The sequence below is a fragment of the Bacillus sp. JK62 genome (assembly GCF_053663455.1).
The window spans coordinates 683,266-697,152 of the sequence record NZ_JBSJQA010000001.1; the positions used below are offsets into that span (position 1 = coordinate 683,266).

Here is a 13,887-nt window from a genome sequence, read left to right on the forward strand (position 1 = left end):
AAGAAGTATAATAGACGATAAACATCAAGATTCACAAGTGACGGGGTGATCGCGTTGAAATATAAACAAATTAAAACGAAAAAAATCTACGAAGAAGTCGCTGACGCATTGCTGGAGAAGATAAAAGCGGGCGAGCTTAAGCCGGGTGAAAAGCTTGATTCCGTTCAGGCGCTTTCTGAGAGTTTTCAGGTCAGCCGCTCGGCGGTCAGAGAAGCGCTGTCGGCTTTGAAAGCGATGGGGCTCGTCGACATGAAGCAGGGAGAAGGCACATACATAAGAGAATTTGAGCCGTCTCATGTTTCCCAGCCGCTTTCTTCCGCCCTCTTGATGAAAAAAGAGGACGTCAAACAGCTGCTCGAAGTCAGAAAGCTGCTTGAACTCGGCGTCGCCGCCATGGCCGCTGACAAACGCACCGAAGACGATTTGCAAAAAATCCGCCAAGCTCTCTTGGAGATGAAAGACATCGACGGAGATGAAGAATTGGGCGAAAAAGCAGATTTCTCCTTTCACATGGCGCTGGCGGAAGCATCACAAAACGGGCTGCTTAAGCATCTCATGAATCATGTCTCCGCGCTCCTTTTGGAAACAATGAGAGAAACGAGAAAAATTTGGCTGTTTTCTAAACGAACGAGCGTGCAGCGATTGTATGAAGAGCATGAACGCATTTACAGCGCCGTCGCCGCCGGAGACGCGGATGAAGCGGAAGCCGCGATGACGGCGCACCTGACGAATGTGGAAGAAGTGCTGGGGGCTTATTTTGAAGAAAATGTATAGAAGCTGACTTGTGAAAGGGGATAACATCACATGCAGGCCGAATCTTTTTTTTCTGACCATGTAAAGAAAGCTCTGACAAACGATCCTCCCGGGGAATGGATGCCGGCAGTTCCGAAAGCGTGCATCCCTCTGCACTCCGGCTATCCCGATCCCGCCCTCGTTCCGGATAAGGAGCTGAAAGAAGCCGCCTCCCGCCTTCTGGATGAGGAGCGTGATCTGCCGCTGCATTATATGGGAAGCCCGAGGACGGCCGTTTTAAAAAAGCAGATTCAAGAACGGTTAGCCATCCGCGGCATTCACTGCCGGGACGATGAGCTGATCGTGACATCAGGCGCCTGTCAGGCGATAGATCTGGCTGCGCGGGTTTTCCTCGATGAACAAACCGCCGCTGCCGTTGAAGCTCCGGTCTATATGGAAGCGCTCGAGATTTTTAAAAATTATACACCGCATATCATGAGCATTCCGACAGATCAAGAGGGCCTGCAAATAGAAACATTAGCCTTCATGCTTGAGGAAAGAAAACGAAAAGGGCTTGTGCTTCCCCGTCTTCTCTACACGATACCCGCTTTTCAGAATCCTGCGGGAACCGTAATGTCAGCGAAGCGGAGAACCCGCCTGCTTCAGCTTGCCGAAACGTATGATTTTCTCATCTTGGAGGATGATGCATACGGCGAGCTCGGATTCACCGATATTCCGCCGCCCTTGAAAGCCATGGATCAAAACGGCCGGGTGCTGTACGCCGGTTCATTATCAAAAGTCATCGCCCCGGGTATGAGGATCGGCTGGATTGCAGGGGACGCCGCATTCATCACGGCATTGTCATGGTTAAAAAAAGACTTAGGCCACCCGTTTTCCCAAGCGGTGACCGCCGTCTATCTGGAACAAACGAGTATTGAAGAACGGCTCGCCGCCTTGCGGGAAGCATATCAAAGCAAACGTGATGTTTTGCTCGCCGCATCAGCGCGATATCTTCCGGAATCCGCATCCTGGCACGTGCCTGAAGGCGGTTACTTTGTATGGGTGAAAGCGCCGGGGGCTGATACGTCCGCAATGCTGGCGCGGGCTCTGTCTCACGGCGTTTCCTATGTACCCGGAAAATATTTTTTTCCGCATCAGGAAGACGGTGCCGAATATCTCCGCCTGTCGTTCAGTTTTGCCGGTAAAGCCGCGATAAAAGAGGGTGTGCAAAAACTGGGACGCCTGCTGAAAAACGGGATGTAGAGCAGCATGGGAAGCTTTCAGGCTTCTCTTTTTTTGCACCCTTCAGCGCATCGGGCGAAAGGATTTTTCAGAAAAACCTTCCAATCCATATTCAGAATAGTGTAGGATATTCATAGAGCTTTCCAAAAACAGGTCATCAGATGACCGGATCACATACTGAGGATGAAAGAGGGGTTCATCATGAAAGTCTCATTATTTGTCACGTGCCTTGTGGATATGTTTCAGACCAATGTCGGAAAGGCGACGGTTGAGGTGCTGGAACGGCTCGGGTGCGAGGTGGATTTTCCCGAGGGGCAGATTTGCTGCGGGCAGCCCGCATACAACAGCGGGTATGTGACGGATGCGAAAAAAGCGATGAAGCGGATGATTGCCGCGTTTGAAGAAGCGGAGTACGTCGTCAGCCCGTCAGGTTCCTGTACGACGATGTTCCGTGAATATCCGCATCTGTTTCAGGACGATCCGAAGTGGGCCGCAAAAGCGCAGCAGCTTGCGGGCAAAACATATGAGTTAACGGATTTTATCGTCAACGTTCTCGGGGTGGAGGATGTCGGGGCGGTGCTGCATAAAAAAGCGACAGTCCATACATCATGCCACATGACGAGGCTGCTCGGCGTGTCGGAGGAGCCGATGAAGCTTTTGCGCCATGTCAAGGGGCTCGAGCTGACCGCGCTTCCCGGAAAGCACCAATGCTGCGGATTCGGAGGAACATTTTCTGTGAAAATGGCGCAAATCTCTGAACAAATGGTGGATGAGAAGGTCGCCTGCGTGGAAGACACGGAGGCCGAGGTGCTGATCGGGGCGGATTGCGGATGTCTGATGAATATCGGCGGGCGTCTTGACCGTAAGGATAAAAACGTCAGAGTCATGCACATCGCCGAAGTGCTGAACAGCAGATAAGACGAGAAACAACAAGGGGGTAAAATCATGGCGATGAAAATCGGTACCGCCGCTTTTAAAGAGCGGGTATCAGAAGGAATAGATAATGAGTTTATGAGAGGAGCCGTCTCCGGAGCGCAGGAACGGCTCAGGACAAGAAGGCTTCAGGCGGCCGAGGAATTGGGAAACTGGGAGGATTGGCGTTCCCATGCGGAAGAAATCAGACAGCATGTGCTGGACAATCTTGATTTCTATTTGGAACAGCTCGCCGAAAACGTCGCCAACAGAGGCGGACATGTCTTTTTCGCCGAAACGGCGGAAGAAGCGTCCTCCTATATCCGCGATGTCATCCGGCAGAAAAACGCCAAAAAAATCGTAAAATCCAAATCCATGGTGACAGAAGAAATCAATATGAACGAAGTGCTTGAGGAAGAGGGCTGTGAAGTCACAGAAACGGACCTCGGCGAATACATTCTCCAGATTGACGATCATGATCCGCCGTCACATATCGTTGCTCCCGCTCTTCACAAAAACAAAGAGCAGATCCGTGACGTATTTAAAGAGAGACTCGAATACAAACAGACGGAAAAACCGGAAGAGCTCGTCATGCACGCGCGCAGCGTCCTCCGGAAAAAATTTCTCGAAGCGGATGTCGGCATCACGGGCTGCAACTTTGCAATCGCGGATACCGGATCGGTCAGTCTCGTGACAAACGAAGGAAACGGCCGCCTTGTGTCCGCGCTGCCGAAGACGCAGATCACCGTGATGGGAATGGAGCGGATCGTTCCTTCATTTTCTGAGTTTGAAGTGCTTGTCAGCATGCTGACGAGAAGCGCGGTCGGCCAGCGGCTTACAAGTTACATTACGGCGCTGACGGGCCCCCGGCAGCAAGGAGAAGCTGACGGGCCTGAGGAATTCCACCTCGTGGTTGTGGATAACGGGCGTTCCCGCATACTCGGCACGGAATTCCAATCGGTGCTGCAATGTATCCGCTGCGCCGCCTGCATCAACGTCTGTCCCGTGTACCGGCATGTCGGCGGACACTCGTACGGGTCCATCTATTCGGGTCCGATCGGCGCCGTCTTATCGCCTCTTCTCGGCGGATATGACGAATACAAGGAGCTCCCGTACGCATCTTCCTTATGCGCGGCCTGTACGGAAGCGTGTCCCGTTAAAATTCCGCTGCACGAGCTGCTGCTCAAGCATCGGCAGAACATTGTGGAAAAAGAGGGCAAAGCGCCGATCAGCGAAAAACTGGCGATGAAAGCCTTCGGGCTCGGCTCGTCATCCCCGTCCCTTTATAAAATGGGATCGAAATGGGCGCCTGCCGCCATGACGCCGTTTACGGAGGATGACAAAATATCAAAAGGGCCGGGGCCGTTAAAAGAATGGACGGCAATACGGGACTTCCCTGCGCCGCATAAATCGAGATTCAGAGATTGGTTTAAAGACCGGGAAAAACAAAAGGGGGAAGAATGATGATGAAAGGGACGGTTACACATCAGGAATCCTTTCTAAACCGGATCGCCGGAAGTCTGGGCAGAGAGCGCAGGAAATCAGGCGTGTCCCTGCCTGAATGGAAGTATCAGCCTCAATATCAAACGCATGCGGACTGTACGGAAGACGATCTTGTCACAATGCTGAAAGACCACTGCGTCAACATTCATACCGAACTGATCGAAACGGATGCAGCCGGGCTTTACGACGCTTTGCGCACGCAGGTGAACCGCTTTGAAGGAGGGCCTGTCATCATTCCGAAGGACAGCCGGTTTGAAATGTACGGCTTGCAGACCCTTATGACAGAAGAGTGGCCGGACGAAGGGATTCCCGTTTGGGAATGGGACGCGGAACAAGGAGCGAAAAATATTGAAAAAGCGGAACAAGCGAATGTGGGCATCACATTCAGCGAGATCACGCTTGCGGAATCAGCCACCGTCGTTTTGTATGCGTCAGAGCATGCCGGCCGTTCCGTCAGCCTGCTTCCGACCACCTATATCGCAATCATCCCGAAATCTTCCATTGTGCCGAGAATGACACAGGCCAGCGATATACTGAAACAGCAGATCAGAGACGGCGTCACCGTTCCTTCCTGCATCAACTATATTACCGGACCGAGCAACTCGGCCGATATCGAAATGGATTTGGTTGTCGGCGTCCACGGACCCGTTAAAGCCGCTTATATCCTCGTGAATGACCGATAAAAAAACAAACCCCGGTTTACGGCCGGGGTTTGTTTTTATATAAACGCGTTAATGATCATGATAAAACAGATCGCACTGACAGAAATAATCGTTTCCATCGCCGTCCATGTCAGGAACGTTTCTTTTACCGTCATTCCGAAATACTCTTTAATGAGCCAGAAACCGGAGTCATTGACATGTGACAGAATCAAAGAGCCCGCTCCCGTTGCCAAAACGAGAAGCTCGCTGCTGACGCCCGGCATGACAGATGCAATCGGAGCAACAATGCCGGCCGCCGTCATCATGGCGACAGTCGCTGAACCCGTGGCAACACGGATGACCGCCGCGATCGTCCAGCTTAAAAGAACGGGAGAGAAGCTTGAGTGTTTCGCCATGTCAGCGATATACGTGCCGACGCCTGAATCAATCAGGACGTTGTTAAAAGCGCCGCCGGCTCCGATCACAAGCAGAATGGAAGCAATCGGTCCCAGACAGTCATTGCTGAATTTTAAAATACTTTCTCTGTCAAAGCCCTGATAAAAACCAAGGCTGAAAAAGGAGTAAACCGTGGCGATCAAAAGCGCCGTGACAGGGTCGCCGATAAATTTAAAAGTTTCATAGAGCGTGCTTTTTTCCGGAAGCGCAATTTCGGCAAGCGTGGCCATAAGCATCAGGATCACCGGTACCAATATCGTAAACAATGTATTTGCGAATCCCGGAAGCTTGCGTTTTTCATTCCGTTCAATAAATTGTTTTTTCAACAGTTCGGGAACGGGTTTATGAATGCGCTTACCAATCCATTTTCCGTAAAGCGGCCCTGCGATGATGGCAGTCGGAATGCCGACGATTAAAGAAAACAAAATCGTTTTTCCGACATTGGCGTGATAAATGCCGACAGCCGCCATCGACGCCGGGTGGGGCGGAACCAATCCGTGCACGACGGAAAGTCCCGCAAGGAGCGGAATCCCGATCGTCACTAATGAAACCCCGGTTTCAATCGCAATCGTAAACAAAAGCGGCACGAGCAGGACGAAGCCGACCTGGAAAAAGACCGGGATGCCGACGATAAAAGCGACGGCCATCATCGCCCAATGCACTTTCTTTTTGCCGAAGCGGCCGATCAGGGTGTGGGCGATCCGCTCCGCACCGCCTGATTCAGCCATCATTTTGCCGAGCATCGTACCGAGGGCCAGCACGATCGCAAGCAGCGAAAGCGTATTGCCGAGCCCGGTTTTCATCGAAGTGATAATGTCCGGCAGATTCATGCCCGTTGCGAAACCGACAAGGATGGATGTAATCAAAAGACTGATAAAAGGATTTAACTTAGCGACCGTAATCAATAAGAGTAAAACGATAATAGCGGCAATGACAATAAACAGTAACATGACCTTTTCACCCTTTCAAAGAAGAATTAACGGCTTTGTTTGAGCTGAAATTCACTGATGACGTCAAATTCATCTTTGAGCTTGTCATACAGCCGCTCGTATAAGTAAAACAGCTCAATATATGTTTCGCTGTTTTTGACGTTCGGTTCATGGCGGTGCGAAATTCTGATCCAGTCCTGAACATCCTCGATCCGTTCCATTTCGCCAAGGCTGTGCAAAGCGAGAACGGCCGCTCCGAGCGCAGAGGCTTCGTAACTTTCCGGAACGAGGACTTCCCGTCCCATCGTATCGGACAAAATCTGCCTCCACAGCGGCGATCTCGCAAATCCTCCCGAAGCCCGCACGTCTTTTGCGGGGCCCGCCAAATCTCTCAGTGCGACACCGATTGAAAAGACGCTCATGATGACGCCTTCCAGCACCGCTCTGATAAAATGCTCCCGTTTATGGCGGAGGCTGATGCCGAAAAACGTTCCGCGGGCATTCGGGTTCCAAAACGGCGCGCGCTCCCCTGATAAAAACGGCAGAAACAGCAATCCCTCAGAGCCTGCGGGCACTTTATCAGCAATATCAATCATTAAATCGTACGGATCAATGCCGAGCCGCTTCGCCGTTTCAACTTCAGGAGAAGCGAATTCGTCTCGAAGCCAGCGCAGCATAATGCCTCCGTTATTCGTCGGGCCTCCGATGACCCAATGCTTGTCAGTCAGCGCATAACAGAATGTCCGCGCTTTTTCATCCGTAATCGGCGCATCCGTCACCGAACGCACGGCTCCGCTTGTTCCGATCGTAACGGCCACTTCGCCTTTGCCGATCGCGCCGACTCCAAGGTTGGCGAGCACGCCGTCATTTGCGCCGATAATAAACGGTGTATCCGCATGAATGCCCATCCGTGCAGCGATTTCCGGCGCAAGGCCGCGCAGCTGATAAGTGGTCGGCACGATGTCCGACAGCTGATCTTCCCGGATTCCGGCAATCCGGAGCGCTTCTTCATCCCAGGAAAGCGTATCTAATCGGAACAGCCCCGTTGCCGAAGCGATCGAATAATCGACGACATAAGTTCCGAAAAACTCGTGCAGAATATATTCTTTAATACTGATGAATTTGGCGGTTTTCGCGAATGTCTCCTTGTCCTGTTCTTTCATCCACACAATTTTGGAAAGCGGAGACATCGGATGAATCGGCGTACCCGTTCTTTTATAAATATCAAAACCGTTCATCTCTTTTATAATCCGTTTTGATTGCTCGGCGCTGCGGTTGTCCGCCCAAATGATGCTTTTGGTCAGCAGGCCGCCGTTTTGATCGACAGCTATCAATGAGTGCATGGCGGTGCTGATGCCGATTGCAAGCAGATTGTCAGGACTCAGTCCGGCCTTTGTGACGGCGCCCCTGATGCTTCCGATCACCGCTTCCAAAATGTGCTCAGGATCCTGCTCGGCCCATGCCGGCTTTGGCTGTATTAAATCATAGTGAACCGAATGCTTGGCTAACACTTTGCCTCTTGGTCCGAACAGAACGGCTTTCGTACTGGTCGTGCCGATATCCAGACCGATAACAGCTTGGGTTTCCTTCATAATATATCCCGCCTAATCTGATTGAATAATAAGATAGATTTATAATGTATGCCCTTACAAAGTCAATTATAGGAATAATTTTTTTATAAATCAACGATGAAGAAGAAAATTTTTTTCATAAAATTGCCTCAATTCCCGCTGTATCGGCATTCTCTCTTTTGAAAAATAAATATTACAAACGTTTGTGCGCGATCATTTTTCTGATTTGCTGCAAGTTGGCGAGCGTTTTCTCCTGCCGCAGCCGGGCCGTGGCGAAATACAGTGTATCAATGACCGACAGCTGGGCAAGCCTTGCGGACATCGCTTCCGTTCTGAAAGCCGTCTCCCTTGTTGACGTATACAGCACAACGTCGGAAATCTGGGTGAGCGGCGACTTTTGGTAGCTTGTAATGCCGATCGTGCCGGCGCCGAGCGATTTGGCCGTTTTCACCGCGTCGAGCACGTCCTTGTTGCTCCCCGAATGAGAAATGCCGATGACTGCGCTTTCGGGACCGAGGAGACCCGCTGACATCGCCTGAAAGTGAGAATCCGTGTGCGCGATGCAATTTATACCCGTACGCATAAATTTATGATACGCGTCAGTGGCGATCAGCCCGGAACCGCCGTTTCCGTAAAATTCGATTCTGTCTGCGCGGTGGATCATTTCTACCGCTTTTTCAACGTCGGCCGGATCTAATAATTGAAAGGTATCGGTCAGACCGGAAATGTTTGTGCGGAAAACTTTCCGGATGATGACTTCGATATCGTCGTCGGGGCTCATTTCTTCATGAATGTGCTGCACCGGCTCCTGAACGATCTCTTGAGCAAGCGCGATTTTTAAATCCTGATAGCCGGAAAAACCGAGCCGCTTGCACAGCCTGAAAATCGTCGCTTCAGAGCTTTTCGTTTTTTCCGCCAGCTGAATGATGGAAAGGTGAACCACGTCTTTCGGTTCCTTCACGATATGGTCTGCAATCGCTCTCAATTTTGGCGACAAACCTTTGCTGGCCGCCTGAATTTTCCCGATGCTGCTTGAATTCACAGGGGTCATGCTATAACCTCCCTACTCGAATGTAAACGCATACTTTTATGATAAAGCAAGTTCTGTCATAAGGGAATCAGGTTTTGCTTTCTTTACCGCAAATGAAAGAAAAGAGAAAAGTATATCGGGGAAACCGCCTCAATGACACTTCAGACATCCGATTTTTACAAAAAGTGATCGTTCTCTGAAAAGCGCCGGTGCCCAAGTTGCCGGCGCTTGAAGTTCAGATGAATTTCTTCAAATTAGTGTTCCGCCATTAGCAGTCAGTTCTTTATTAACTGGATTGATCAAAAGAGAAGGATTATTAAGCAGGAGAACACTTGGGAAGCAGAGTCTAATCAGCTTCTCAGAAAAACTTCAAATTAATATAATAATCTAATTGCTCTGAAACGCGTACCATACATTATACTTTCAATGATTTTTAAACTCTGAGGAGGAAATTCACATGAAAGTAATTGCAATTGACTTAGATGGCACGCTGTTATCAGAGAACTTAACTATCCAAGAACAAGATGTAAGAGCTTTAAAGCTCGGACAAAAACAAGGTCATCTTGTAACAATCGCTACAGGGAGAGCTTTATTTGATGCAAAACACATCATCAATAAATATGATTTGGATTTTCCGATCATTGCTTCAAACGGCGCTCAAATTGATGTGGGAAATCAGGTCATATTCGAACATTTTATGGATTCAGATGTAATCCAACCTATCATCACATGGTTAAATAAAGAAGAAATCTATTATCAGCTTTACTTATCTGACAAAATTGCCGTATCAAATCAAGGAATTCAGCAGCTTGAAAAAGAACTTTACAATACAGTAATGGAAGAACCTCATTTTAATCAAGAAGTATTTTGGAATTCTATTAAAGCTCAGATACATCAATACGGCTTAGAGGAAATACCGGGTACAATTGACCCTATCGATTATCGGTATGTCATAAAATGTATGATCGTTTCGCCAAATCGAAGAAAATTAAAAAAAGCAAAAGAATATTTTGCACAACTGAAGGAGTGTGCCGTAACGAGTTCAGGAGCATTCAATCTCGAGATCACAAGTTCAGGAGTAGATAAAGGAGCGTCATTAAATAAACTTTGTGAACATTATGGAACGGATGCGCGGAATGCAATTGCAATAGGTGATAATCTAAATGATCTGCCTATGTTTCGTGCAGCAGGAATAGGGATAGCCATGGGAAATGCAGATAAGAAGCTTATTCAATTGGCTGCTTTTAAAACGTTATCGAATGATGAGTGTGGTGTATCTTATGCTTTTGATCACTACATTCTGACGAAAGAAGAAGACCCTAAACCGCGGAGTATACAGCCATGATCCATTTTGTGAAAAGATGTTTAATCTATATTGTCGGATTGTTTATTTTATCCGTAGGGGTTGTATGTATGATTAAATCTAATACCGGGATTGCCCCCTGGGATGCTCTGAACGTGGCTTTATCAGAACTCATTGGCCTTACAATCGGGTCATGGGTTTTCATTGTCGGAGGAATTCTTATCTTTATAAACAGCCTCATAAAAATGCGGTTTCCTAATCTAGCCGGTTTTATTCCGATTGTTATTATTGGAAGTTTTGTTGACCTTTTAAACTTAAAGGTTCTTTCGTTCTTAAAAACAGATGCTGTAATTCTTCAATGGAGTTTATTTTTGATAGGGTTGTGTATATTGGCTATGGGAATCGCTATTTATTTAAGAGCATCTTTTCCTTCGATACCGAATGATGAATTGATGCTGGCTATTACTGAACGTACAGGTTGGGGTATTCATATTACAAAGACGATAGGGGAAGCTTTAGCTTTTGTGCTTGCAATCATTCTTCAGGGGCCGATTGGGATTGGAACCATCATTGTGCTGCTGTGTCTGGGGATATTAGTAGGTTTATTTGACAAACTATTACACAAGATGGGGAAGCCACGTTCTATCTATAGTGTGGGACAGGAAGGCGCACATATTCATGCAGGCCATGATAAAACAATGAATTAAATGCTTATTTTCCCTTGTGTTGTTCAGTGTGAAATCCTGATAACGCTGTCTAAAAAGGAGTAGCAGTAATGACAAACATTGCAGAGATAGCAAAGAAAGCGAACGTTTCTCGGACAACAGTTTCTAGAGTTCTCAATAATCATCCTTATGTAAAACCTGAGAAGCGGGACGCTGTGTTAAAAGCTATGAAGGAATTAAATTATGTACCGAATTTCAACGCGATTAACCTATCCAGGGGGAAGACAAATGTATTCGGAGTCATTGTTCCTAAAATCAACCATCCGTTTTTCAGTAAACTGATTGCCGGAATAGGCGAAGAGTGTAATAAACATAATTACAGTTTACTTGTGCACCAATCAAATAACGATCCTGAACAAGAAATGGAGTTTTTTAACAGATTGAAATACAAACTTATTGACGGTCTTATTTTGGGATCCTGTGTAAGCCCCCATCACGTACTCGACGAGATATCTGGGTTTGGTAATATTGTTTCCTGTGAAGCTTCTGCAAGCAAACAGGTTGCACATATATTTATTAATCATGAGTCAGGAATCAAAATGGCAATTGATCATCTGCGAAATCAAGGACATCAATCTATTGGTCTGTGTATAGGAAATCCTAAGAGCGGTGTTGGCATAAGCAGAAAAAAATCATTTTTTCACTTTCAAAATGAATACGGATTGAAATGGTGTGATAATTGGTACTTTGAGGAACAGTACACTATTGAGAATGGTATAGAAATAGCAAAATTATTACTAAATAAGTCACCTCGTCCTGCGGCAATGGTTGTAGGAAGTGATTATGTTGCGGCGGGGATCATTTATGAAGCGAAAAGACAGGGAATACGAATACCTGAAGAACTGGCGGTTATTGGATTTGATAATCAGCCGATATCTAAGGTAATAGAACTTTCAACGATACATCAACCTATTAAAGAGTTGGGACAAACAGCAGCAAATTTATTATATAACTTAATGAATAACAAAGATGTCCCCAATATAAATAAATTGAACCTAAAACTTATTAAAAGAAAGTCAACTTAAAAAGACCACTTTATGGTGGTCTTTTTTGCTTAGCGCAGAATCAGCTCTGGGGCAGGCGCTTTGAAATGAGCTCTTTTTTTCGTTTCATCTATAAAACTGAAAGGCTTCATGGATAGGTTTTCAAGTTCATTTAGGAAATGACAAGCTTTTAATGGCACAAATGATGTCATATTCCATACAACTTTCTCATTAAAACCTATAGCACGAATATTATGCATAAGCCGATCAATTGTGTAAGACCCTGCCGCTACATACCCTTTTCCTTGATACCACAGATTATTCCCTTCAATTTTCTCCAGTGATTGGCCGCACATGGAATCTGTGTCAATGCGATCTGTCATTGCTATAATACCCTCAGAGCCAACAAGTTCTACAACCCGCCGTGCAACTTCTAAGTCTACATGTTCACTATCAAAATTCATACAAATGGTTAATAAACCTTCTTTTGCGGCTCTCATCAAAGTACCGGGAACTTCTCCGACAAGTGTGTTGATATTATCTATGTTCCATTTATCTAGCCGAGCATCTTTTAACCCCTCTAATCTATGTACTCTTTCTTGGGGTGTTCTCCAGGTGTGTTTAAAATTGTTTGGCATATCATTAAACAAATGATCTGTTAAAACGGCATCTGATCCAGTGTAATTGCTGCGTTTTTGCGCTGTATCTATAACTTTCATTATAAGTTCAGAGGTTTCCTCCGGGTATGCTTTTTGGAAGTGACCCAGCGCCGGTTTTACTCCAGCCTCCACAAGTGTATCTACAATCCATTCTAAACTTGGATGTTTTTCGGTGATATATTTCTTTAGATAGGAGTTTTCAGTCATAGCATCTGGAGACAGTACCGTATAAATAAGACCATATTCTCCACATGAAGCGATCTTTTCCCATTCTTTTTTTAAGGGTGCCCAATTCCCTTTTTCCGGTGTGCCTGCAAAGCTGGCCAATAATGGTCCTTCTAGTGAAATACCTAAAATATTACGGTAACGTCCCTTTCTCTTTTGTGTATGGAACTCTTTCATAAAGGCTGCAAATTGATCTAATTGATTATGAGGAAGAAAGATAGAGGGTACACAGAAAATCCCTTCTATTTCAGCTAGTGTATTGATCTTTTCAATATCTAATTGGTCTAAATTGCTAAAATCATAGTCACCGATTCCATGACAATGAAATTCTACTGGAAGAGATGGAACTAAATAAGAACCTGATTTCTTAAAAATCCCTTCTCCTCCAATGTCAAAGTTCAGCCATTCATTATTACTATAGGTTATATCAGCGATTTTCATTACTCCGTTTGTTTCAAGGTAAGCCGGGCTGTTAAATGATGTGCTGGACTGCATAGGAAACGCCTCCTGGAAATGTTTATTTAGTATTCAGTGAAGACACATCATCATCTTAAAGTATGAAACCCGTACCATATCAACCTTTTATTATCATTTTTTGTAAAAAAGTAGGTGTTTTATTCAACTTTCTACACCCGATTTTCTCGTTATTGTCATTTATATCCTGTAAATTTCTTTTAAAAACTCAAAAACACTAGCTGTAACGCCACTAATGCATCTATACTGTTTCGTGTTACGCCAACTAGTGTTCTCCACGAGTTTAATTTGTGGAATTGGTTTCATGTCAATAGCTTTAATAAATGGAATATGACTTCCGGGTATAGAACCTTGTGGGGTCATTGGAGTTGAACTATTAGAAATGAAATGTGTACAGTTACTAAGCTGAGGTACCGGAATAAGAGTAACCTTTCATATTTCTGCCAACTTTTTGCCGCTCAGTCCATATATGCCGATTACGCCATATTAGGAGCCGTCTCAA

Annotated in this window: 12 protein-coding genes; 8 read left to right on the forward strand and 4 right to left on the reverse strand. The window is 46.3% G+C overall.

Annotated elements, in window-relative coordinates; genetic code table 11:
• The first annotated feature begins 54 nt into the window (after nt 1–54).
• The 5 genes from ACWJJ4_RS03390 to ACWJJ4_RS03410 all read left to right on the forward strand — a co-directional run bounded on the left by ACWJJ4_RS03390 (nt 55) and on the right by ACWJJ4_RS03410 (nt 5,072).
• Nucleotides 55–774 (forward strand): FadR/GntR family transcriptional regulator, encoded by a 720-nt coding sequence (locus ACWJJ4_RS03390; RefSeq protein ID WP_326355299.1) that lies wholly within the window; start codon nt 55–57, stop codon nt 772–774.
• A gap of 30 nt (nt 775–804) precedes the next feature.
• Nucleotides 805–1,995, forward strand: coding sequence for an aminotransferase-like domain-containing protein (locus ACWJJ4_RS03395; protein ID WP_369614426.1), 1,191 nt, complete (start codon nt 805–807; stop codon nt 1,993–1,995).
• Nucleotides 1,996–2,175: 180 nt separating this feature from the next.
• Nucleotides 2,176–2,892 (forward strand): (Fe-S)-binding protein, encoded by a 717-nt coding sequence (locus ACWJJ4_RS03400; RefSeq protein ID WP_454021432.1) that lies wholly within the window; start codon nt 2,176–2,178, stop codon nt 2,890–2,892.
• Between the two features lie 27 nt (nt 2,893–2,919).
• Complete coding sequence (locus tag ACWJJ4_RS03405; RefSeq protein WP_007407375.1) at nt 2,920–4,350, forward strand: LutB/LldF family L-lactate oxidation iron-sulfur protein; 1,431 nt, start codon at nt 2,920–2,922, stop codon at nt 4,348–4,350.
• Nucleotides 4,350–5,072 carry a LutC/YkgG family protein gene (locus ACWJJ4_RS03410; RefSeq protein ID WP_024085823.1) on the forward strand — a complete coding sequence of 241 codons (723 nt, stop codon included), beginning with the start codon at nt 4,350–4,352 and terminating at the stop codon, nt 5,070–5,072. The genes ACWJJ4_RS03405 and ACWJJ4_RS03410 overlap by 1 nt, the downstream gene beginning before the upstream one ends.
• Nucleotides 5,073–5,107: 35 nt before the next feature.
• On the opposite strand, the gene ACWJJ4_RS03415 is transcribed toward ACWJJ4_RS03410, so the two are convergent.
• From ACWJJ4_RS03415 to ACWJJ4_RS03425, 3 genes are all read right to left on the reverse strand, one after another.
• Nucleotides 5,108–6,436: a GntP family permease gene (locus ACWJJ4_RS03415; protein WP_454021433.1), complete on the reverse strand. Its 1,329-nt coding sequence runs from the start codon at nt 6,434–6,436 to the stop codon at nt 5,108–5,110.
• 26 nt (nt 6,437–6,462) lie between these two features.
• Nucleotides 6,463–8,007: a gluconokinase gene (gntK, locus tag ACWJJ4_RS03420; RefSeq protein WP_025853461.1), complete on the reverse strand. Its 1,545-nt coding sequence runs from the start codon at nt 8,005–8,007 to the stop codon at nt 6,463–6,465.
• A 172-nt stretch (nt 8,008–8,179) separates the two neighbouring features.
• Nucleotides 8,180–9,037 carry a MurR/RpiR family transcriptional regulator gene (locus ACWJJ4_RS03425; protein ID WP_003151588.1) on the reverse strand — a complete coding sequence of 286 codons (858 nt, stop codon included), beginning with the start codon at nt 9,035–9,037 and terminating at the stop codon, nt 8,180–8,182.
• Between the two features lie 436 nt (nt 9,038–9,473).
• On the opposite strand from ACWJJ4_RS03425, the gene ACWJJ4_RS03430 reads away from it, so the two are divergent.
• The 3 genes from ACWJJ4_RS03430 to ACWJJ4_RS03440 all read left to right on the forward strand — a co-directional run bounded on the left by ACWJJ4_RS03430 (nt 9,474) and on the right by ACWJJ4_RS03440 (nt 12,069).
• Nucleotides 9,474–10,361 (forward strand): Cof-type HAD-IIB family hydrolase, encoded by an 888-nt coding sequence (locus ACWJJ4_RS03430; protein WP_454021434.1) that lies wholly within the window; start codon nt 9,474–9,476, stop codon nt 10,359–10,361.
• On the forward strand, nt 10,358–11,026 hold the full coding sequence (locus ACWJJ4_RS03435) for a YczE/YyaS/YitT family protein (protein WP_071392307.1): 669 nt from the start codon (nt 10,358–10,360) through the stop codon (nt 11,024–11,026). Before ACWJJ4_RS03430 ends, ACWJJ4_RS03435 begins: the two co-directional genes overlap by 4 nt.
• 68 nt (nt 11,027–11,094) lie before the next feature.
• Complete coding sequence (locus ACWJJ4_RS03440) at nt 11,095–12,069, forward strand: LacI family DNA-binding transcriptional regulator (RefSeq protein ID WP_454021435.1); 975 nt, start codon at nt 11,095–11,097, stop codon at nt 12,067–12,069.
• Nucleotides 12,070–12,098: 29 nt separating this feature from the next.
• On the opposite strand, the gene ACWJJ4_RS03445 is transcribed toward ACWJJ4_RS03440, so the two are convergent.
• A complete protein-coding gene (locus ACWJJ4_RS03445; protein ID WP_454021436.1) occupies nt 12,099–13,406 on the reverse strand; it encodes an N-acetylglucosamine-6-phosphate deacetylase in 1,308 nt (435 codons plus the stop codon).
• Nucleotides 13,407–13,887 lie beyond the last annotated feature (481 nt).